Source organism: Brevibacillus fluminis, from assembly GCF_052072235.1.
In the GTDB taxonomy this organism is placed as follows: domain Bacteria; phylum Bacillota; class Bacilli; order Brevibacillales; family Brevibacillaceae; genus Brevibacillus_D; species Brevibacillus_D fluminis_A.
The window spans coordinates 1,196,945-1,218,770 of sequence record NZ_CM125436.1 but is presented as its reverse complement, the minus strand read 5'-3'; the positions used below and the strand labels follow the sequence as shown (position 1 = coordinate 1,218,770).

Genomic DNA, 21,826 nt, shown 5'->3' with positions numbered 1-21,826 from the left:
GCCAATTATAATAATATGCATTCGCCCTCGGGTAACCTTGCTTGGACATAGGCCCCTTCTTGAAAAGGAGGGATTTGCGGAACATTTAGTTCGTCCACATAAATCACCCGATTGTTTGCTTGAATTTCGTAACGGCGAACATTTCCTCTCGTGATTTTATTCCGAATACAACCACGTACCCAATATCCCGATGTCTTCATCGCGGAAGGAATCTCGTCGCTATATAACTCAATCACCTCAGGTCGTACCGCATAAGAACCTGCTTGGACCTTCTCCCCGGAAAGGTGATACAGATCATCATCTGTCAACACGTTATAGCTCCCGATAAAACGGGCGACAAATTCATTTGCCGGCGACGCATAAATGTCTTCCGGTTTGCCGCTCTGGACAATCTCACCTTGATTCATCACAAAGATTCGGTCGGATACCGTCATGGCTTCCTCCTGATCGTGTGTGACAAAAATCATGGTCATTTGTAAGCTTTTCTGTATATTCCGCAATTCGACCTGCAAGGTCTTGCGAATTTTTGCGTCGAGCGCGCTTAATGGTTCGTCCAGCAGCAAAATATCGGGTTCGGATACGATCGCTCTCGCCAGTGCAACACGCTGCTGTTGTCCTCCAGAGAGCTGGTGAGGGTACGCGGATTCTTTCCCTGTCAAATGAATCAGCTCGATGACTTGCGCTACTTTTGTGGCAATGTCGCTTTTTGCCACCTTTTTCATTTTCAAACCAAAAGCGATATTGTCAAAGACGGTCATGTTCGGAAATAACGCATAGGATTGGAATACCATCCCTACGCTTCGTTTTTGCACAGGCAAGTCCGTGATGTTTTTGCCATTCACGCTGATCAAGCCGCTGTCAACCGTTTCCAACCCGGCAATCGCCCTTAGTAACGTGCTCTTTCCACATCCGCTAGGGCCAAGCAATGTAACGAATTCACCTTTTTCGATTTCAAGCGAGATATTTTGCAGCACCGCCGTTTCTGCGAAATTCTTTCGCACGTGGTCAATGTGTACGTAGCTCATGATACGCGCTCCTTTCGTTCATGGGTTTGCAGTCTCGCCCCCAGCTTCAACATGACAAGGGAACTAATCAAAACGATCATAAAATACGTAATGACGATGGCGCTGGATAAATGGCCATTTTCTTTGAGTCGCTTCATGAGATAGATTTGAATGGTTTCGAAGTGGCCGCCAACAAGCATATTCGCCAACACAAATTCGCCGAACAAGATCGAAAGCGACAACAGGGACGAAACGAGAATACCGGGAACCAAATTCGGCAAAACAACAAGGGCAAACGCCTTCCATTTGCTCGCCCCCAGCATCTCTGCGGCTTCAATCAACCGTTTGACATCGATGGTCCTCAGGCTGTTTCTGATTCCTTGATACATATACGGCATAATCAAAACATAGTAAGCGCCGATAATGATCCAGATGGTTCCAGTCAAGACAATCGGCTTGCTCGCATACATCTTGATCAATCCAACCGCAGCCACCACACCCGGAATGGCATATGGCAGCATGACCAGCGCTTGGAGGAATCGCTCCAGCTTGGGAACATACACCGTAACCACAAAAACAGTCAGCACCATAGTAATCATGCTAAGCAACAAGGCGAGAGTACAGATCAACGCCGTCCTCCCCAGTGCATCGAGAAACCGTTGATCGGAAAAAAGCTGCTCATACCAAGAAAGCGTGTAGCCTGTAGGCAAGATCGTGTTTGCCCATGTTTGGGAAATCGAGTATAAAAATGTGGCTACCAAAGGCAGGACCAGATAACACCCTACAGCCAGGATGACAAGATAATGGATCCATCCTTTTCTCATCGCAAATCTCTCCTCACGCGTCGCATCATCCGTTCGTTAATCCACATGGCTCCGATCATCATCAAGCCGAGGATAACAGCGAGTGCACTCCCCAAATGAGGCTGGCTGACAACATCTCCACTCATTAACGCACCAATGCGTATCGGCAAAAGGTTATAGCTGCCGCCGACGAGTGCATAGGCCGTCGCATAAGCTCCCATCGCGTTCGCAATGAGGATGCTGAACTTCCCTGCTATGCTAGGCAATATCACGGGAATACCGATATAGCGCCAAAATTGCAGGGGAGACGCACCTAATAACGCTGCGGATTCACGCCATGAGCGTTGAATGCCGGCATAAGTCGGGTAAAGCAGAAGGATGGCTAAAGGCACCTGGAAGTACACATACGATGCGATCAGTCCACTCCAGCTATATAAATCGAACGACGATTGGATATTCCAACCGGCTTCCTGCGCCAACAAGGTAATGATCCCACTGGTTCCAAGCAAAATGATATATCCGAAGGCAAGCGGGATTCCGGAAAAGTTGGACGTCATGTTGGAAAATGTGATCATCGCGGTTTGGATTTTTTTCGGCATTTTCGTAATGGAATAGGAGGAGAACAGCGCGATCACAATCCCAATCAGACTGGAGTACAACGAAATGAGCAAACTATTGATCATTCCTTTTCGATAGTAAGCATTAGAAAAGGCTGAGACATAATGGTTCAAGCTGTACGTCTGGCCTCCATCATATTGGAAGCTGTCAATGACCATCCGAATCAGCGGCACCAATTCAAAAGCACTGACCAGCACAACAAATGGAAGCAAGGCTGCAACAGCAAACCATGCAATCTTCTGTTTCATGTGGACAACTCCCGGTTTTAATGGTGGAAGGCCATTCTTCATAAGCAACGGCCTTCCCTTGACAAGCTCGTTGATTACCGGATCAATTCGGAGAAATCATAGTCGAGCATGGCTTCAGACGGCGCGATTTGCAGCAATTTGCAGATCAGCGGTGTAATCGCAAGCTGTGGAATAACCTGTTCGTAACATCCTGGTTTGACTCGCTCGCTGATCATGAATAATGGCACATCTCGCTCATCGCTCCCGGTACCACCATGCTCCCCATCCGTATTCATCCCGTGATCGGCCGTGATGACGATGTGGTACCCTTCTTTTATCCAGATCGGGATCAGCTCAGCAAGGTAACGGTCCATATTGATCGCTGTTTTGCGATATTGCTTGGAATCCGATCCATAGAGATGCCCTGCATTGTCAACCCCCATCGTGTGGATATAGAGGAAGTGCGGGTCGTGTTTTCTGCGCAGCACTTCAGCATCCAAGAGCAAATGGGAATCAGGATAAAAATCATCGAAATAGAACGTTCCATATTGAATCGCTTTGGTCTCGTCAGCCTGTTGGCGATCCTCCACTTTATCAAAAGGCGTTCGATTGTACAGCTCGCTCACCCAATAAAAAGCGGTAGCAGCATTGCGCAGCCCGTTCTCTTTCGTCAAATGGAACAAGCTTTTTTGTGTCGACAATCGCATGGAGTCATTGCTTGTAATTCCATTGACCGAGGCTGGCGTCCCTGTGAGAAGCACTTCATAGAGCGGGCGAGACATGCTTGGCAATTCAGATTTCACTTTGTAAAACGCTGCCTCGTTGCGTTCAACCAGATGGTTGAGAAAGCCCATCTGTGTAGCTGCTACGTTGTATTGCAAACCATCGATGACAACCATGATGACCTTGTTCATACGGATTCCTCCCTATTTTACATTGACCAAAACTTGCTCTTCCCACATTTGCGGAAGCTTTTTGGCCATATCGGCCCATACCTTGTAATCATGGATAGGCTTTGCGTTCTGGTACTGCTCGGCAGGAATCAGCTTTTTGGTTACGTCTTCCGGCATTTTTACGTTCGTACGAATCGGACGGGCATAGCCTTTGGCAAGATTGATCTGGCCTTCATCGCTCAAAATATACTCGCGCGTCAGCATTGCCGCATGAGGGTGTGGAGCGTATTTATTGATAATGGTTGTATAGCCGCTCACGACGCTGCCTTCTTTTAAAATGGAGACTTCATAACGTTTCGGGTCGATTTTGTCGCGGTAGCCGAGAGCTGTAAAATCCCACAAAAGCGCAACGGGAACCTCGCCTTTTTCCAAGTTGGTTGGTTTCACATCCATAGACGCCAACCGTCCTTGCTTTGCCAATTCGGCAAAATAGTCGAGACCTGGCTGAATGTTTCGTTCGCTGCCGCCATGTGCCATCGCTGCTGCCAAGACGGTCATTTGGGCTTGGTTGGATTTGGCTACATCGTCCACAACCACTTTATAATCGCCCTTCAGCAAATCATCCCAAGATTTCGGCGGGTTTTTGACCAATTTCTTGTCCGTCAAAACAGCGATCGTTCCTTGATAAGCGACCAGCCAATTTCCTTTGTCGTCTTTCGCCCAATCCGGAATGTCGTTCCAATGGGAGGTTTTATAAGGGATGGTCAGCCCCTTCTCCACAGCAAGCGGGCCGAATGAAATGCCTACATCGCCGATATCTGCCGTTGGATTATCTTTTTCCGCTTCAAACTTGGCGAGCTCCTCCGAACTCGACAGGTCCGTATCGGAATGAGCGAGCCCATACTTGCGGGTGACGTCATTCCATGTATCTTTCCAGTTAGCCCAGCCGTCAGGCATTCCTACACTGACAACTTGTCCTTCCTTTTTGGCCAGGTTCGTAATCTCTTCGAAAGACAGCTCTTTTTGCATGTTATCTGTCGCTGAAGCAGCACCTGTGCTAGAAGCAGGTGGAGTTGTCCCATTTCCGCACCCGGTAATTCCTAAGGTCAATACTCCCATGAGTAACGTCGCTTGCAGAGCTTTCATTTTGCTCACGTTCTTCTCCTCCATTTGCGCTTTTGTGCGTTTTTATGTTTTTCGACCTAAGAAAAATATACAATCGCAACATTAACCACAGATTAACTCGTGTGATGATATGTTTAATTTCTTGTAACGAAATGATGAAGAAAAAGGCGCAAACAAAAAAACCCCCTCAAAGGAGGAGGCCACTGAAAAAGTCTTTACTTACTAAAAAAGGTACAGCTACTCCATTTTTTTGAGGTAGCTGTACCTTTTTCTTTGTATACTTAAAACATCATGTCGAAAGGGGTTTGCGTGTAGTCCCTGCACGGCTCTATATGATCGATGTGGATATTGTCGAGCGATCCAGGTACGACATGTCGTTCAAATACTTCCTCCATATGGCACCAGAAGAGCCGGTCATCGATCCGCCAAGAGAAATCTTGCAAGACCGATCCCGTAAACTGAGGAGAAAAAAGTGACGGTAAGCAACTTCAAACACTCATTGAGAAAAGCAAGGCAGCGGGCATCCTCTACTTTTATGCATGCCAGTAGAGGACGGTCTTTTTATGGCTTTAACTGATAAACGATATCGCCATTGATCATGGTCAATTCCACATGAAGCTGATTGATTTTCTCGGAGGATGTTTGCAGGATGCTATCGGAAAGCACGACCAAGTCTGCCAATTTCCCTACCTCGATGCTACCTTTTTTCGTTTCGTCAAAGCTTGCATAGGCACCGTTCCAGGTGTATGTCCGGATGGCTTCCAGCACGGTAACCCTCTGGTTCGCACCGATGACGGTGCCTTGTTTGCTTTGGCGATTCACCGCCATATGGATACCAAAGAGCGGATCGTAATGGGTGACGGGGCAATCGGAACCGGCTGCCGCGATGATCCCGTTATCAAAGAAGTCGCGCAGCGGGTACATGTGGTTCACTCGCTCCCCGTAGTTCTTGACATATCCCTCGCCATATTCATAAAAAAACGGCGGATTGGGAATAGGGACGACGCCAAGCTGTTTCATCCGCTCCAGCAAATCCGGCTCCGTGATCCCGGCGTGCTCGATCCGTGGACGCGCATCTTCGCGCGGATGCTGTTTCTGTGCCTCCTCAATACAATTCAGCATCATGTCGATCGCACGGTCTCCTTGCGCGTGCACGGTGATCTGGAAGCCTTTTTTATGCGCTTCCGTCAAAATCCGATTCAGCTCCTCTTGCGAATAGTAGAGAATCCCGTACTCTTCCGGATTGCTGGTATACGGCTTGCGCGTGGCGATGGTCGGGCCGCTGCTGCTGCCATCCGTAAACAGCTTGGCTGGCCCGATTTTGAACCGCTCGTCTCCGACACCGGTTGTGATCCCCGCAGCGATCATCGTATTGACAAACGCTTCCGGGCTGTCCATCGTGCACACCATTGCGTAGACCCGGTTCTTGATGATACCGGAGCGCACAGCCTGCTGCATCAGGCGGAACCCATCCGTATCCAAACATCCTGCGTCATGAACGCTGGTGATGCCAGCCGCCACAAAATCAGCGGAAACACGGGATAATGCCTGCAAAATCTCTTCATCGGAAAAAGCAACTTCCTTGCTTTTTTGAAAATGGGCACTTTCCAGCAAACGTCCCGTCAGTTCTCCCTGTCCATCCCGCTCAATGATGCCGCCTTTTGGATTGGGGGTATGCCGGTCGATAGAAAACTGCTCCAACGCCTTTGAATTGACGACAGAAATATGATTGCAAGCGCGGACGATAATGATCGGGTGTTCTGTGGAAACCTGATCCAGTTCTTCACGTGTGGGATAACGCTGCTCCACGATTTTGGTCTCATCGAATCCCCAAGCCCTGACCCACTTGCCGCTTGCCAGAACGGCTGCTTGCGCGCGCAGATCGTGCAAAATATCTTGTATCGACTGAATATGTAGAGCCTTGCAGCTTACCCCCATCTTGTCGATTCCGTATGAAACGATATGCAAGTGGGAGTCGATGAATCCGGGAAGCAGGCTTTTCCCATCAAGATCGACCACTTTGGTGTGCGGCCCGACCATTTGCCTGATTTCTTCGGAAGTCCCGACGGCCACGATTTTGCCATCCTTTACAGCAACCGCTTCTGCAATCCGATTCTGTTGATCGACCGTTACTACCTCGCCATGCAAAAACACAACATCCGGGTTCATCTGCCAAAACCTCCTGTATGGATTATTCTTTTATTTGTCACGCATGCAACTTTTGTAGCGTGTAACATTTGTAACAGTCTTGATAGAAAGAAACTCCCCGCCTCCAGAGAGATGAGAAGTTTGATCGTTTGCTGCACGGTTACAGGCGGTTTACCTTTGCAAGTATCTCATGGTTCATTTTAAAATTCTTTTTCAAAAATTGAGGGCAATCCCACTCGCAGACGAGGTCTTTCGCCAAGGAAACGACCCAGTCCTTCGTAATATGGTGCGTTACGCCATCAACCGTAATGAACACTTCACCATCTGTTACATAAAAAACTTCCTGCTCTTCTACATGCCACGTGCCTTTGTTCGGTTCGCCTACCCACGGTTCCCATGTATCCACTTCCAAACGTTGCGCTTCTTCTGCCGTCAATTTTTTTGCAAAAAACATGTGATCATCCACTCTCTTCCGAAGTTGATTGGTTTGAAAGTACAGAACATTGTACTTATGCGAATTTTCTTTCTCGTAAACGCTTAAATTCTTTTCGAATGAAATAAATGGCAATGAGAACGCCGGGGACCTCCGACGCCGGGGCCGAATACCAGATTCCGTCCACTCCCCATATTTGAGGGAAAATGAACATGAACGGGAAGGTGAACAGCACCATTTTGCTGACGTTAATAAACGTAGCCGTCCAGTTTTTCTCCTGGGATTCAAAGTAACCGGAGATCAGCAGGCTGACTGCATTCAGCGTAAACAAACAGTTGAATACGACTGTGGTCCACACGCCGAGCTGCTGCAATTCCGGATTGCCGCTGGAGAAAAACGACACGATTGGATCTGCGCAAATGATCAGGATGGCAGTCGCAATCACAAAGAAGGAGATGGTGAAGATGAGTCCCATCTTGATGGCCTGTTTTACCCGATCGTAATTGCCTGCGCCATAATTGTAGCTAATGATCGGTTGAAGCCCCGTCATTCCACCTAGCGCGGTAAGAGCGAGCAGGTTCGTAATGTATCCGTTTTGGATCGTGAACGCTGCGACGTGCAGCCCGCCGCCATAGCTTTGCAGCAAGTTGTTGAAAAAAATGATCGCAAAAAACATCATGAATTGGCTCGAAAAAGAAGCGAACCCTGTCCACGCCACTTCTCCGATCGTTTTCATCCGAAACTTGATATCTTTCATTTTGGGCTTCAGCCTTGTTTTGCCGAACCAGAAATAAAAGATCAGCAATGCAGGGATTGATTGCGAAATCGTATTTGCCCATGAAGACCCCATCATCCCCATGTCGTATTTCGTTACCATGATCCATTCGATGACGCCGGCAACAGCCGCCGCGACTAACCAGCTGTTCATGGACAATACCGGCTTTTCATCGATATTCGCTAAAATACTCAGGACGACGGCCAAGATCGTGATTGGTAGCGAAATCCACAGAAGGCGGCTGTACTCTACGGCATAGGGAAGGGATTCTTCACTCGCTCCGAACAAGATCATCAGCTCTTTTTCGTAGAGCAATCCAAGAACAGCGAGCAAAACCGAGAAGATCAGCGTGAACCATAGGGTTTGGCCCATAATGCTTCGCGCTTCTTCCATTTTTCCTTTTCCAAGCCGGAGAGAAGTGACCGCTCCGGCTCCCACGCCAAACAAAACGCCCAGCATACGGGTGATCACCATGATTGTAAAGCCGATCCCGATCCCTTCTACTTCCAGCTCTTGAAAGCCGCTGACAAAATAACCATCGACAACCGCCACAACCCCGAGAATCGCGTTCGCCATAATTCCTGCCAAAGCAAACCGCAAATACAAGAGCGGAATGCTTTTTGTTCCCAACTCCGAATCATTCGCTTGCTTCTTCGCTTCCGCTTGTTCCGTTCTCGAAGGCGGATGGTTATTTGCTATCTCCATGCGCAACTCCCCTTATCCGTTGTTATGCAGCAAGGCCATTCCCTTTAGTTCGCATACCAGCCGACCCGATTGGCATGCTGATGAATGTTGATCTGCTTGGTTTCCATGAAATGCTCCAGCCCGGCAGCACCCAGCGCTCTGCCGATCCCGCTTTGCTTATACCCTCCCCAAGGACCTTCAATATAGGCGAGGTGATAACTGTTGATCCACGTGATTCCCGCACGCAGTTTGCTGATGACGCGTTTTGCTCGCTCCATATCCTCGGTAAAGACGGCACCGGCTAATCCGTAAACCGAATCATTCGCTTTTCGGATCGCATCTTCTTCATCTGTAAATTTCTGCACGACGAGGACCGGGCCAAAAATTTCTTCTTTCACGATGCGCATGCTCGCGTCAACATCCGCAAAAATCGTCGGCGCAATAAAATATCCGCGTTCAAGCCCGTTTTCCACCAAGCGTTTACCACCGCAAACCAACCGGGCGCCTTCTTCCATCCCGCTCTGGATATAGTGCAAAACATCATTCATATGAGCCTCGGTCGTGATCGCGCCCATCTCGATATGCTCGATTTCCCCGTTTCCAACGACAATTTTGCCGGCGCGCTCTGCCAGTCTCTCGACGAACCGATCGTAAATCGACGCTTGCACGAGCAGGCGTGACGCAGCAGAGCAAACCTGTCCGGCATTGTGGAAAATACCGAACATGGCATTCTCGACAGCGATTTCAAAATCAACATCGTCAAACACGATCAGCGGCGATTTTCCGCCTAACTCAAGCGTAATTTTTTTCATATTGCCGGCTGCTGCCCGCATGATGCTTTTGCCTGTTTTCGTACCGCCGATGAAGGAAATCTTGTCGACATCATGGCTCTCGGCAAGCTCATTCCCCACTGTGGAGCCAGGTCCCAGTACCAGGTTGGCTACACCGGCAGGAAGCCCGACTTCCTCCAAGATTTCAAACAGCTTGAATACGCTTACAGGAGTGGCCTCTGCAGGCTTGATCACAATCGTGTTCCCTGCAGCAAGCGCGGGAGCAATTTGCCACACCGCAAGCATGAGCGGGAAGTTCCAGGGGACGATCAGCCCGCACACCCCGATCGGCTCATGGATGATCCATGTTTCCGAAGCATCCGCCCGCGTGTACGTTTCCTTTTTCATGTCTTTGATCATATCGGCATAGTAGCGGAAGCATTGGATCGAAACCGGAATATCGACATGGGTCGTTGCGCGTATGACCTTCCCGTTATTCGCCGATTCCAAACGTGCAAGTTCCGCTGCTTTTTCCTCGAGTCTGTCCGCGATCCGATAAAGACAGGCCGCTCTTTCATCCGGCGAGAGGTTCGACCAGATGCCGCTGTCAAACGCCTTGCGGGCCGCCTTGATCGCCAGTTTGGCATCGTCTGCCGAGCCGTCAGCCGACGATGCGATCACCTCTCCCGTTGCCGGGTTGAGCACGTCTCTGCGATTACCGTTCGACGCTTCAACCCATTTCCCGTCGATGTACATGTTGATATTCATGAACAACACTCCTTTACGCGATAATATCGAGCAGCTTGAAACTCATATGCGCGAGATGAACCAACATTGTTTTTTGGTTATAGAACGGGAATGATTTGAGGTGTGCTTTTTCAAAGCGGTATCCGCCAGCATTTCCCGTCACGATCCATTGCGCCAATAACTGGCCGAACAATGTGGAGAGCGAAGCCCCGTGCCCCGTATAGCCTGTTGCAAAATAGGCCCCTTCTTTCGATTTGCCGATGACCGGGAATGTGTCCATGGTCACTCCGATAAAACCGCCCCAGCGGTAATCGATTTTGCTTCCGGCCAGTTTCGGCATCGCATTCACCATCGCATTGTAAACGTCTTGATACACGCCATCTCCCAAGTTCGGGCGAATGTCGCCACCGCCGAATACCATTCGATTGTCCGGCGTGCGACGGAAATAGTAGAGGAAATTGCTTGTATCAAAAACCATGCGATCTTTCGGAATCACCTGATCGAGCAAAGACTCAGGCAGCTGCTCCGTCGCAATGATGCGCGCAGAGATCGGCAGTACGCCTTTGTTCAGCTCTTTCATGAGTTTTCCGGAGTAGCCATCCGTCGCTACAATGATGTCTTTTGCCGTAACGGTGCCTTTTTCTGTACGAACTTTCACACTATTTTTCCCATAGTCAATCGATTGCGCTTTTGAATGCTCATAGATTCGTGCGCCCAGCTTCTTCGCCGCTTCCGCCAATCCGATGGCGTAATTTAACGGCTGGAACGAGTAACTCGAGTTGTCGACCAGACAGCCATGATAAATCGGGGAATCGATTTCTTGATGCAGCTGGCTTCGATCAAGCACACTTGACTCGTACCCGAAATGTTTGTTCATGTATTCGCTTTCGATTTTCAAACCTTCAAAATGCTTTGCTTTGTAGGCCGCCACGATGTGTCCCGTTTTCCGAAAATCACAATTGATTTGATGTTCATCGATCAGTTTTTTGACCAGCTCAATGCTGTACAAGGAGAGATCGTTTAGCTGCTTGGCCTCTTCCGTACCGTATTTTTTCGCAAGCTCCTGCATCGATGGCTTGTAGCCCGGCAGTACCATCCCGCCATTGCGACCGCTGGCGCCGTATCCAATCGTTTCCTGCTCCAGGACAATCACGTTCTTCCCAAGCTGCTGCAAATGGTAGGCAGAGGAAAGACCTGTGAAACCTGCTCCAATAATGACAACATCCGCTTCTTCTGTTCCGGCAAGAGACTTCCCTTTCTCATACTTGTTTGCCGTCGCTGTCCACAGTGAGAGAGTATCCATTCGATCCATCTTGTCCACAGGCTGTTCTTCTCCTTTTGTGACAGGTATGTTACACTACCGTCAAGAATTATTCACACTTAATGAATCCATGATATGAAGTGGAGCGTTCTCCTGGTCAATAACCGTTTGCGTACGTTTTCATAAACAAAAATGGAGTTACTCCACTTTCTTTTTTCATTGGGGGCAACTATGAAAATCGGTGCTTTTGCCAAGCTGTTTCATGTTACGACCGATACCGTCCGCTATTACATTGAGATTGGTTTATTAATTCCTGACAAAAAAAATATCCATTATGTCATGAATCAGTCGTGCCTGGATGACATGGCTTTTATCACAGAACTCAAAAAATTTCATTTTTCGTTGCAAGAGATTCATCAAATTTTATCGTATCGGCGTGTCACCAACTTTTCTGACCACGAGGATATCGACTACTACCACAACCTGCTCGTGGAGAAAAAGAAACAACTCATCAAAGAAAAAGAAGACATCTCGAAAGCGATCGTCTCCATTGAAAAAGCGGTTCAGACAAGCTCGCCTTCAACCATGGAAGAGAAATACACAGGCATCCCCCTCTCCTTTGTCCATCTGCTGTACTGCCCGAAGTGCCGCGTCCCGCTTGAAATGAACGACGTGACGATCAAAGAGGTCTATATCCAAACGGGGAGCCTGCTTTGCACCTGCGGATACGAGGCGACGATCGAGCAAGGCATCATCGTCACCGCTAACTTGTATGAGACGTCCCCTTATCCGTCTTATTTTTACGACAAAGAGACGATTAAAGAGATCACCCCGAGCATGATCAACCTATTTGAAAAAGGGAATCTGTGGTTTCAAAAAACGTTGAAGCATGCAGACTTGACGAGAAAAATCGTTGTAGAAACAAACGTAGATGCTTTTGTTTCCCTGCCCAAATATATCGATGACCTTGATAGCAGCGCCTACTATGTATTCAGCGGGTATTCCCTTGCCATGCTCAAGAAGCTGAAGAAACGAATCGAGCGGATGAATCCGAGGCTCAACGTCCTCTATTTATTGAACTCCGATCTCAATCTGCCATTGAAACCGCATTGCATCGATGTTTTTGTCGATAGTTTTAGTACGAATGATTTTTCGCTGCTCAATCCGTACTTCCCGTTTCAAGTTCTCAAAAGATACTTTCATCAACATTCAACCATTGTTGGCGGGTATTCTTATTACGACAGCATGGCAAAATCGTTGAAAAAGGTCCCCGCTTTGTATCCACATTCACACGAACGCATCATGTATCCAAACTATCTCGAAGAAAATCTGGCAGCTAACGGCTTTCAAATCACACAAAGCGAAACAATCGGGCACTGTACCGATCCCGGGGTGTTTTTTGATTACCATGTGCTGCACGAAAAGTTCCACATGCTGATGTATACGGCCAGCATGACATGATTCGGACGCTCCAAAATACGAAAGAGGCAACGCGGATGCTTAGTCCTGCGCTGCCTCTTTTTGCACGGAAAAGTTGCGGTTATGACCGGAGCCGACGATGAGCTTGCCTGTCACCGCATCGACTTCCAAACGCGGCGTCTCGTGATAATAGATGTAGTAGACAAGGCGCGGTTTGGGTTGCTGCCCAGCTTCGCCCAACATCCGATACGCCAGCCTGAGCGGGCGTGTCTTCAGATACGCCTCTGCCGCCGCCTCCCGTGAGATCGCCGACTTTGCAGCGGGCAATCGAACCTCACCGTCTGGAATTCCAAGGCGCATGCCGATCACTTTTTCCTGCCCCAAATCGAACGTCACGCTGAATGTTCTGTCAACGATAGGGACCCCTTCATGCAGTTGATTGAAATAATAGGTGCGGACAGCCCCCGCCTGCTGGACACCCGCTGCCTGCAGTTCGCGGATGCTTGCGTCGAGATACGGCGCGAGTGCGGACACGGCCTTGTCTGACAGATCGTTGTCCGATTGGGCTGCATCGGGGGTTTCCTTTTTCATGGCGGAATCGATCACGATCCATTCCGTCAGCTGCCCCGTTTGCATGGCGACAGCGACACGAACGCGTTTGCCTTGCCCTTCTTCCCATGTGTATTCGGTCTCCGCCCCTACGTTTTGAACGGTGACGGTTCCCTTGGCCTCGATGCCGAACTCATCAGCGAGCAGTGCTGCTGCTTCTTCCGCCGTGTGCGCGAACATGTTTTTCCCAGCAGGCGTCACCGGGATCGACTTCGATGGCGGCATTTCCTCTGTGCTTCTCTCCCATTGTTTTCCGCTCATGGCATCAAGCGTACCGGAGAACATCAATTGATAGCGCAAATGCGGCGCGCTCCCCGCTGTGTAAACCAGCTTCATCCGATCGGCCACATACCGTTTTGCCGCCGCTGCGGAAACGGCGGGAATCGGCGAAGGGAAGTCTTGCAAGGAGACGGCGTTTTGGATCATCTCGCTTTGCACCGGCTTGCCTGCCTCATCCAGCTCGACGGTATATCGGTCGGCCAAAAACGGAATGCCGCCGACCATCCGGTTCAGCACGACAAAGCCGCGGCCCGGCGCTGACAAAAACGGATTCACCTGAAACTGTGCCAAGTCTTTTGCGCCTGCCTCCTGAAAATATGCGTATGCCTGCTCTTGCACCGTTGGGGCTTTCGGTGCATGGCGCTGCGTTCGCATGATGTTACCGGCAGGTGGTTGCCGCTTCTCTTCCCCTCCTTCAGGCTGTTTTACCCCTTTTTGCGTCGGTTTTTGGTCGGCCTCGTTTTGAATCAGCGGCGATAGGGAGGCGGGCGGGATTGGGGTATGCGGCGTCATCGGCGGCACGTCTTCCGGATTGTGCGGCACTTGCTCGGGAGGCGACGGGACGTGCTGCTTGCTCGGTTCGGCCGGGTGCTGTACAGGCGGCACGGCGGTGATCGGCGCTCTCCATGCCTGCTGATTGGCGCCGAGGAAAAACAGCAGGATGGCGACCGCGCAAGTCAGCATGCCGGTCTGTGCAATCATCCGTCTCCTTCGCCGTTTTTGCGGCATGGCCGCCATCTCGTCTGCGAGCGTTTGGCGCAGACGCTCGACGAATTCCCGTCGCGGCGGATTGACACGGTCCAGTTTTTGCAGATGGTGCAAGAGATCGTCTTCATTTTGCCAGCCCATCGCACCATTCACCTCCGATCCTGCCTTGCAGTTCCTTTTGCAGCTTTTTCAGCGCCCGGTGCAGCGAGACTTTTACCTGCGATTCCGAGCATTCGAGAATCTCTGCCGTTTCTTTTACGGTGTAGCCCTTGATGCCGCGCAAAATGACCACCATTCGATAGTGGGAGGACAGCGATTGGATTGCGCGGGCAAGCTCCTGTTCCTCTTCCTTGCTCTCGATTTCTTTTTCCGGCAATCCCTCTGTCGCCGCGAGCCGCAGCAGCCAGTTCGCTGAGAAAAAGCTTTGCACTTTCTTCTTCCGGTAATGGTCGATAGCGGCGTATTTGGCGATGGCGAAAAGCCATGTTTTCTGATCGGAGCGATAGTCGAATCGCTCCCATGACTTCATCACCCGGATAAATACTTCTTGGGTCAAATCTTCCGCATCGTTTTGGTTGCCGGTGAAATAGAGCAAAAAATGATAGACATCGCGGTGATGCGCTTCATAGAGCAGCATGACCTGCTGGTTGATGTGGTCTTGCAACGATGTTCCTCCGTTCCCCGTAAGAGCGGATTAGTTCATTTTCTGCATGCTGCAGATGCGTCCGTCAGCTCCCACATAGAGGATAAAAATCGCCTTGTCTGCTCCCGAACTGGCTAGGACTACTTGGGTTGGACCGTTTTCGCCCGTCATGACCTGGTTGTCAACATGATAGGCTTTCACTTTTTCTCCATAGAAAGCCTGCAGAAACGCATATGCTTTTTCTTTCGCCACTTCCGGCTCGGCCCCTTTGCCCATCTGTTGCTTTTGCTTCTCCAGCTCGAAACGAAGCAAGGCCCCGGTCGCGGCGTCCATTTTAACAATCGCCTCGGCATCCTTTTGGATCGCAGCCGATCTGAATTCGATGGTGAAAGTCTGGTCGTAGTCATCCAATTTGGCCTGCTTGAGCTTGAAGCCGCTTAACGCAGGATAGAGGGCGGAGAGCTTGTCATAGGTTACTTGGGCTGGCTGTGACAATGGATCGTTGGGCATCGTTCTCGCGGAGAGCGCTGCAGCGAACCACTGATCATAGCTGACAGGCTTTGTCACCGCTTCAAACCCGTAAATCTGGCCGTTGCCGCCGAACTGGACAGATACGTACCTGGCTGTGTCTCCCTTTGGACCGACGGGTGCCTTGAAGTTGACAACCGGTGGCAACGCGATGCCATCGCGCGTATCTCGCCACAGGGAAACTTGCTTTGCGTTTTTGGCATCGGTGCCATACAGCCTGTCGATCAATTGCGCTGCCAGCCGCTGTGCCGTCTCGTCGGTTACCGGTTGATCACCTTCCGGACCTTGTGAAACCGTATAGCGCACTTCTCCATCGGTCGTGATCGGCTCCAAAAAGGCAACGGTCCGCAGCTCGCCTGTCTTTTTGTTCACGACGAGATTCGCCATCCTGGTGCCTTCCCCATTGATGCTTACAGTGGCGAATACCATCTCATTGACGCCTTTTCGCGTGCTTACTTTGAGCGTTTTGTAGTCCTTCAGCTGTGGAAATGCCCGACGCGCTTGCTCCACAGCCTGTTGGACCAGCTGATTGAGGTTTTCTTGCGGCGCAGCCAAAGCGGCTGGCTGTCCCGTTTTTGGCTGTATCGCTGGCACCGTTGGCTGCGGCGTCGACGGTGCAGTCTGTTCTGCCGCCCATGCGGAATGAACCGCCACCATGCTCCCGATGATGGCAATTGCGGTGATGCTGCTTCTTTTTTTCATGACAAAATCCTCCCGTCCGTTGTCCAATCAATTGGTTTTGACTCCCATTAGTCGCAGAGGATGGCATTTGGTTACAGCTTTTTCAAAAAAATTTTTTTCGTGGCAGCGCAAAGAAAAAAGCGAACCGCCGCCAATCCGGCACGTTCGCTTTTTGGTGTGTGCACTTCTCTTATCTGGTATATTCCTTGATCTCCACCGTGTATTTATCCAGCAACTCCGGCACCGGCTGGTAGCCAATGCCCGCCCCTGTCGGCACGTCGATGGTGCCGTCCGGTGACACGACCACTTCCGGATTGATGATGTCCTCGTGCCAGTAGCGGGAAGAGCCTGATGTATCGCCCGGGATTTTGAAGTTGGCCAGCGCGGTGATCGCGATGTTGTGCGCGCGACCGATGCCGGACTCCAGCATACCGCCGCACCATACCGGGATACCGTGCGATTGGCAAAGGTCGTGAATCCGCTTGGACTCGGAAATTCCGCCGACGCGGCCGATCTTGATGTTGATCGTGCGCGTGCTGCCCATCTCGATCGCCTTGCGCGCATCTTCCACGGAGTGGATGCTCTCATCGAGGCAGATCGGCGTGTTCAGCTGCTTTTGCAGCTTCGCATGGTCAAAAATGTCATCGTGGGCAAGCGGCTGCTCGATCATCAGCAGGTTCAGTTTATCCAGCTCTTTGAAAATCTCGATGTCATCCAAGGTGTAAGCGGAGTTGGCGTCCGCCATCATCGGGATGTCGCCGAATTTTTCGCGCAGGGCTGTCATGACCTCGACGTCCTGGCCTGGCTTGATCTTGATTTTCATCCGGCGGTAGCCTTGGTTCAGGAAGGTGTCGACCAGGCGGAACATGTCGTCGAGCGTTTTTTGAATCCCGATGCTCACGCCCACCTCGATCTTCTCTTTCGTTCCTCCGATGGCTTTTGCGAGCGGAATGCCTTGCTCTTTGGCATACAGGTCCCAGAATGCGCCTTCGAGCGCAGACTTCGCCATGTTGTTGCGGCGGATCGGGGCAAACAGCTTGCCGATTTCATCCGGATGCGACAGCTCGCCATGCTCGAACAGCCACGGAATGAGGAAATCTTCCGAAATGTGCATGCACGTCTTCACCGTCTCTTCGCTGTAAAGCGGGTCGATGTCAGCGACGCATTCCCCGTAGCCGATGTGATCCTTCGTATGAACCTCGGTCACGTAAAAATCTTTGACTGTCGTCACGCCAAAGCTGGTTTGAAACGGTGCTTTCAGGTTGAGCTGCATTTTGCGCAATACGATTTTGTCCGCTTTCATGAGATAACCCTCCCGTTTGATCGTTTACTCAACAAAAATGCCTTGCGTGGTGTACAGTCGCTCCAGCGCTTGCGAACGTGCCTGCACGTGTTCCTTGTTCCGCGTGGTCATGCCCACCATGATCAGGTTGAGCAGGCTTTGCAGCCCGGTGTTGGAGCTGAACATGGAGGTCAGGTTTTCCTCCGTCGTGAACGTCAGATCCGCAAGCTGCCCCAAAGGCGACAGCGGCCGGTCCGTCGCGGCGATGATGCGCACCCCTTGGTTTCTCGCGCATTCCGCTGTTTGGACGGCATCCCGGCTGTAGCGGGGATACGACAGGATGAACGCGACGGAACGATCAGTCAGCGTGCTGATTTTTTCCGGCATGTCGCTGCCGCCTTGCAGCAACTGGACATGACCTCTGCACTGGCTGAGGACAAAGGAGAACCAGTGGGCGGCGCCATAGGAAGCGCGGAAACCGGCCACCAGCACTTGGTCGGCTTCACTCAGCCAATCGACCGCCTGCCAAATGTCCGCCTCGTTGATCGACGCTGCGAGCTGTCGCACGATGGCGACATCCCGGTCCAGCACGCGGGCGAACAGCGACTTTTCCTTCTCAAGCAAATCAGCCTCCGCCTCCTGCTCCAATACGGTAAGCCCCTCTTTTTTCAGCATCTGCTGCTGGATGCGCGCCTGCATGTCGGGAAACCCGTTGAAGCCGAGCGCATAGGAGAGCCGAATGACCGTCGCCTCGCTCACGTCCGCTTCCCTTCCCAGCTGGGCAGCTGTCAGAAAGGCGGACTGCTCTGGCTTCATCAGCAAAAATTCGGCGACTTTTTTCTGGCCGGGCGATAGCTGTGACAGCTTTTCTCGGATCAACGCTTCCATCCGCACGGTCCTCCTCACTTGAATGTAGCCAATTCTTCAATTCATTTAATTTTTGTAGCTTTTCCTTCATCGTCTTCTATTTGATTTTTACCACATATTCGCACGAATGGGAAGAGGGTCTTGCAGAAAAAAATTCCTCCGGGAAAAAACCAGAGGAACGAAATGGGCATTATCGGGCCATGTTTTTGAGAATGTCCGCCAGTACGCGAATGCCTTGTCTTAGTTCGGGCAGCGACGCATAGGCGTACGACAGCCGCAAATAGCGGTCGCGATCCTGTCCGTAAATGCTGCCGGGATTGAGCAGAACGCCCTGGCGCAGCGCCTTGCTGAACAGTTCATGGATGTGAACCTTTTCCTTCAGCCGAAGCCAAATGAAAAATCCCCCTGCCGGACTCTCCCATTCCGCGAGATCGCTCGCATGAAGCTCCAGCGCTTCAAGCATTGCCGCCTTGCGAATGCGCAGCTGCTCCCGGATGTAGGCGACATGCTTTTGGTACTCGCCGCTTGTCAGCCATTCGGCGGCGACGCGCTGGGAGAGCGAGCTTGTGCCATAGTCGGTCTGCATTTTGATGTCCGCCAGACGCTCGATCACCGGCTCCGGCCCGACGATCCACCCGATGCGCAGGCCCGGGCTCAGCGTTTTCGACAAGCTGCCGAGATACAGGACATGCCCGTGCCTGTCCATCGCCTTGAGCGGTGCGGGCGGCGGCTCATCGAACCACAGCTCCCGGTACAGATCATCTTCAATCACGGGCAGACGCTCCGCTTCGCAAGCATGCATCAGCTCCTGCCGCCTTTTTTGTGACATCAGGATGCCGGTCGGATTGTGAAAGCACGGATTCGTATACAAAATATCCGCCTTCCCCTGCTTGCGGAGCGCAGGGATGCCCCCGGGCAGCAGACCTTGCGCATCCATCTCCAGACTGGTCAGCTTCATCCCCGCCGATTGAAACACGTGCAGCGAATACAAATACGATGGCTTTTCCAACAGGACGGTCGAGCCCCGATGCAAAAGCCCCACCGATATCAATTGGAGCGCTTGCAGCGCCCCGGACACGATCAAAATCGACGACGGTGACGCTTCGATGCCGAACGAACGGACATAATCGCTGACCGCTTGCCGCAGCGGCCCGTATCCTTTCGGTTCCTCGTAACCGAACGCATGCAGCTCGTCCGTCACCTTGTGCATCAACCGCTGCATTGTCACCAGCGGAAAAATTTCGGGCGACAGCTCGCCCTTGCTCAATTGGATCAAACTGGCGTCAAATTCGTCCTGATTGATTTTTTGCACGGTATCCTGGCTTGGCTTGTGCACACCGGATGTGACATACGCGTTCCAGTCCGGCGGCGGGTTGGTCGCCAAAAGCGTCCACGTGTTGTTGACAACGACCGTCCCCTTGCCCATCTGCCCCTCGATCAGGCCGTCTGCGGTCAGCTCCTCGATCGCGGTAATGATCGTGCTCCTATTCACCTTGAACTGGCTGGCCAACGTGCGCTGGCTCGGGATTTTGCTGCCGATCGGCCACTCGCCATTGGCGATTTTCTCTTTGATATATGCGATGATCTGCTGGTATTTGGGAAGCTGTCCTTCCGCGGGTTGCCCGTCTCGGCCCATCTTTCTCTTGTCCCCTTTTCTCCCAAAAGTGGTTGGGTTGCGACTTCATCAACTGGTTGAAGCCATTTTACCAATTCTTGATTACCATAAATATACGCGATGATCGTCCGTGATACTGGTTGGTTTTTTCAATCGAAAGGGTGGAACGTTACCATGTCCAAGCATGCAAAATTCGCGATAGCCGCTTCACACAGTCTGATCATCGTTTTGTGGGCATCCGCTTTTGTCGGAATTCGGGTCGGGCTTACTGCCTATACCCCGGGGCAGCTGTCTCTGTTGCGCTTTCTCACCGGCTCCGCGCTGCTGCTCATGTTGGCGGCAATGTTCCGCATTCGTTTGCCTGAGCGAAAAGACGTTCCGATGATTTTGCTGCTTGGCTTTCTCGGCTTTTTTGTCTACCATGCTGCGCTCAATTATGGCGAACAGACCGTGAGTGCCGGGGCCGCGAGCCTGTTTGTCGCGACGACGCCGATTTTCGCCTCGCTGCTTGCGCTTTTTTTCTTCCGGGAACGATTCGGGATTCGCGGGTGGATTGGAGCGGTGGTCGGGTTTGGCGGTGTGGCCGTAAGTGCCTGGGGTACAGGGGAGCCGATCGCGGCAAATGGCGGGGTCTTGCTGATTTTAATCGCTTCGCTGGCGGAGAGCGTATACTTCACGTTTCAGAAGCCATTTATCGAAAAATACGGATTTCTCGCTTTTACGGCCTACACGATCTGGGCCGGAACGCTGTTTATGCTTTTCTTTTCACCCGGTTTGGGGCAAGCCGTGATGAACGCGCCGTTCGAGGTGACGGCGAGCGTGCTGTATTTGGGAATTTTTCCGACGGTGCTGCCTTATCTTGCACTCGCCTTCATCACCGCGCGCGTCGGCACGTCGGAGGCGACAAGCTCGCTCTACTTGACCCCGGCGTGCGCCTATGTGATCGGCTGGATTTGGCTCGGCGAGGTGCCCTCGCTCCTCTCGCTCATCGGCGGCGCGATCGCGCTCGGCGGCGTCCTGCTCGCGACCGTGCACAGCGATCCCCGCACGGATACAGCCAAAAGCATGGGCACCGCCTCCTGACGTTCGTGTAAAAACAGCCGGAAACGCTTCAACGCGGCTTTGGTCGCGGCATGGCGAAACGGCAGGCCGAGCAGCGCGTCTATGCCTCTGCCCGTTCCCCTGCCGCTGCCTGTACGACCATGCCTTTCGTCACCGCGACAAGCTCGTCAAACGTAATCGGCAGCATCGACTCGACCACGCCCGCCGCTGTATAGACGACCGGAAACCGGCGCAGCGACTCATCGATAAAAATCGGGACGTCCGTCCGCAGCGCAAACGGGCATACCGCTCCCACCTGGAATCCCGTGATTTCCACAACATCCTCCGGCGTGGCGATGCGCGGTTTTTTGCCGCCCAAGAGCTGCTTCACTTTTTTCTGGTCGACGCGCACGTCGCCTGCCGCTACGAACAAGCCGAACTTGTCCTCCGCGCGAAAAAGAATCGACTTGGCGATCTGGCCGACCTCGACGCCGAGCACACGGGCTGCCGCTTCCGATGTCGGGACTTTTTCAGGCAGGAGGATCGGTTCCAGCTTCTCATCATGCTGCTTCACAAACAGGCGAACATCTTCAAATCGATTGGCTGTTATCATCTTCTCACATCTCCCTTCAAGCTTTCCGTTCAGTATACCAAAAAACGGATGCA

At 51.6% G+C, this 21,826-nt stretch carries 19 protein-coding genes; 2 read left to right on the top strand and 17 right to left on the bottom strand.

Annotated elements, in window-relative coordinates:
• Window positions 1-5 precede the first annotated feature (5 nt).
• From ACTID9_RS06305 to ACTID9_RS06260, 10 genes are all read right to left on the bottom strand, one after another.
• The gene (locus ACTID9_RS06305) at window positions 6-1,025 is read right to left on the bottom strand and encodes an ABC transporter ATP-binding protein (RefSeq protein WP_441070389.1); all 1,020 of its coding nucleotides are present in this window, start codon (window positions 1,023-1,025) and stop codon (window positions 6-8) included.
• Window positions 1,022-1,828, bottom strand: a complete 807-nt coding sequence (locus ACTID9_RS06300) for an ABC transporter permease (protein WP_441070388.1) — start codon at window positions 1,826-1,828, stop codon at window positions 1,022-1,024. Before ACTID9_RS06300 ends, ACTID9_RS06305 begins: the two co-directional genes overlap by 4 nt.
• Window positions 1,825-2,673 (bottom strand): ABC transporter permease, encoded by an 849-nt coding sequence (locus ACTID9_RS06295; RefSeq protein WP_441070387.1) that lies wholly within the window; start codon window positions 2,671-2,673, stop codon window positions 1,825-1,827. The genes ACTID9_RS06300 and ACTID9_RS06295 overlap by 4 nt, the downstream gene beginning before the upstream one ends.
• A 74-nt stretch (window positions 2,674-2,747) precedes the next feature.
• Window positions 2,748-3,566: an alkaline phosphatase family protein gene (locus tag ACTID9_RS06290; RefSeq protein WP_441070386.1), complete on the bottom strand. Its 819-nt coding sequence runs from the start codon at window positions 3,564-3,566 to the stop codon at window positions 2,748-2,750.
• Window positions 3,567-3,578: 12 nt separating this feature from the next.
• Window positions 3,579-4,691, bottom strand: a complete 1,113-nt coding sequence (locus tag ACTID9_RS06285; RefSeq protein WP_441072441.1) for an ABC transporter substrate-binding protein — start codon at window positions 4,689-4,691, stop codon at window positions 3,579-3,581.
• A 540-nt stretch (window positions 4,692-5,231) separates the two neighbouring features.
• Entirely contained in the window at window positions 5,232-6,839 is a 1,608-nt protein-coding gene (locus ACTID9_RS06280) for an amidohydrolase (protein WP_441070385.1), read from the bottom strand.
• A gap of 139 nt (window positions 6,840-6,978) precedes the next feature.
• On the bottom strand, window positions 6,979-7,272 hold the full coding sequence (locus ACTID9_RS06275) for a cupin domain-containing protein (RefSeq protein ID WP_441070384.1): 294 nt from the start codon (window positions 7,270-7,272) through the stop codon (window positions 6,979-6,981).
• Between the two features lie 55 nt (window positions 7,273-7,327).
• The gene (locus ACTID9_RS06270) at window positions 7,328-8,731 is read right to left on the bottom strand and encodes an MATE family efflux transporter (protein ID WP_441070383.1); all 1,404 of its coding nucleotides are present in this window, start codon (window positions 8,729-8,731) and stop codon (window positions 7,328-7,330) included.
• Between the two features lie 44 nt (window positions 8,732-8,775).
• Complete coding sequence (locus tag ACTID9_RS06265; protein WP_441070382.1) at window positions 8,776-10,248, bottom strand: aldehyde dehydrogenase family protein; 1,473 nt, start codon at window positions 10,246-10,248, stop codon at window positions 8,776-8,778.
• Window positions 10,249-10,261: 13 nt separating this feature from the next.
• On the bottom strand, window positions 10,262-11,548 hold the full coding sequence (locus tag ACTID9_RS06260) for an NAD(P)/FAD-dependent oxidoreductase (protein ID WP_441070381.1): 1,287 nt from the start codon (window positions 11,546-11,548) through the stop codon (window positions 10,262-10,264).
• A 171-nt stretch (window positions 11,549-11,719) separates the two neighbouring features.
• On the opposite strand from ACTID9_RS06260, the gene ACTID9_RS06255 reads away from it, so the two are divergent.
• Window positions 11,720-12,949: a MerR family transcriptional regulator gene (locus ACTID9_RS06255; RefSeq protein ID WP_441070380.1), complete on the top strand. Its 1,230-nt coding sequence runs from the start codon at window positions 11,720-11,722 to the stop codon at window positions 12,947-12,949.
• 39 nt (window positions 12,950-12,988) lie between these two features.
• Here ACTID9_RS06255 and ACTID9_RS06250 read toward each other — a convergent pair whose 3' ends face one another.
• The 6 genes from ACTID9_RS06250 to pdxR form a co-directional block, all read right to left on the bottom strand.
• A complete protein-coding gene (locus tag ACTID9_RS06250) occupies window positions 12,989-14,644 on the bottom strand; it encodes a hypothetical protein (protein ID WP_441070379.1) in 1,656 nt (551 codons plus the stop codon).
• The gene (locus ACTID9_RS06245) at window positions 14,628-15,167 is read right to left on the bottom strand and encodes an RNA polymerase sigma factor (RefSeq protein WP_441070378.1); all 540 of its coding nucleotides are present in this window, start codon (window positions 15,165-15,167) and stop codon (window positions 14,628-14,630) included. Before ACTID9_RS06245 ends, ACTID9_RS06250 begins: the two co-directional genes overlap by 17 nt.
• Before the next feature lie 30 nt (window positions 15,168-15,197).
• Window positions 15,198-16,376: a hypothetical protein gene (locus tag ACTID9_RS06240; protein ID WP_441070377.1), complete on the bottom strand. Its 1,179-nt coding sequence runs from the start codon at window positions 16,374-16,376 to the stop codon at window positions 15,198-15,200.
• A gap of 169 nt (window positions 16,377-16,545) precedes the next feature.
• On the bottom strand, window positions 16,546-17,658 hold the full coding sequence (gene menC / locus ACTID9_RS06235; RefSeq protein ID WP_441070376.1) for an o-succinylbenzoate synthase: 1,113 nt from the start codon (window positions 17,656-17,658) through the stop codon (window positions 16,546-16,548).
• A gap of 24 nt (window positions 17,659-17,682) precedes the next feature.
• On the bottom strand, window positions 17,683-18,525 hold the full coding sequence (locus tag ACTID9_RS06230; RefSeq protein ID WP_441070375.1) for a MurR/RpiR family transcriptional regulator: 843 nt from the start codon (window positions 18,523-18,525) through the stop codon (window positions 17,683-17,685).
• Between the two features lie 169 nt (window positions 18,526-18,694).
• Entirely contained in the window at window positions 18,695-20,140 is a 1,446-nt protein-coding gene (pdxR, locus tag ACTID9_RS06225) for a MocR-like pyridoxine biosynthesis transcription factor PdxR (RefSeq protein WP_441070374.1), read from the bottom strand.
• Between the two features lie 153 nt (window positions 20,141-20,293).
• Here pdxR and ACTID9_RS06220 point away from each other — a divergent pair, with 153 nt between their 5' ends.
• Window positions 20,294-21,202 (top strand): DMT family transporter, encoded by a 909-nt coding sequence (locus tag ACTID9_RS06220; protein ID WP_441070373.1) that lies wholly within the window; start codon window positions 20,294-20,296, stop codon window positions 21,200-21,202.
• Between the two features lie 79 nt (window positions 21,203-21,281).
• Here the strand turns inward: ACTID9_RS06220 and ACTID9_RS06215 are convergent, their stop codons facing one another.
• Window positions 21,282-21,773, bottom strand: a complete 492-nt coding sequence (locus ACTID9_RS06215; RefSeq protein ID WP_441070372.1) for a YbaK/EbsC family protein — start codon at window positions 21,771-21,773, stop codon at window positions 21,282-21,284.
• Window positions 21,774-21,826 lie beyond the last annotated feature (53 nt).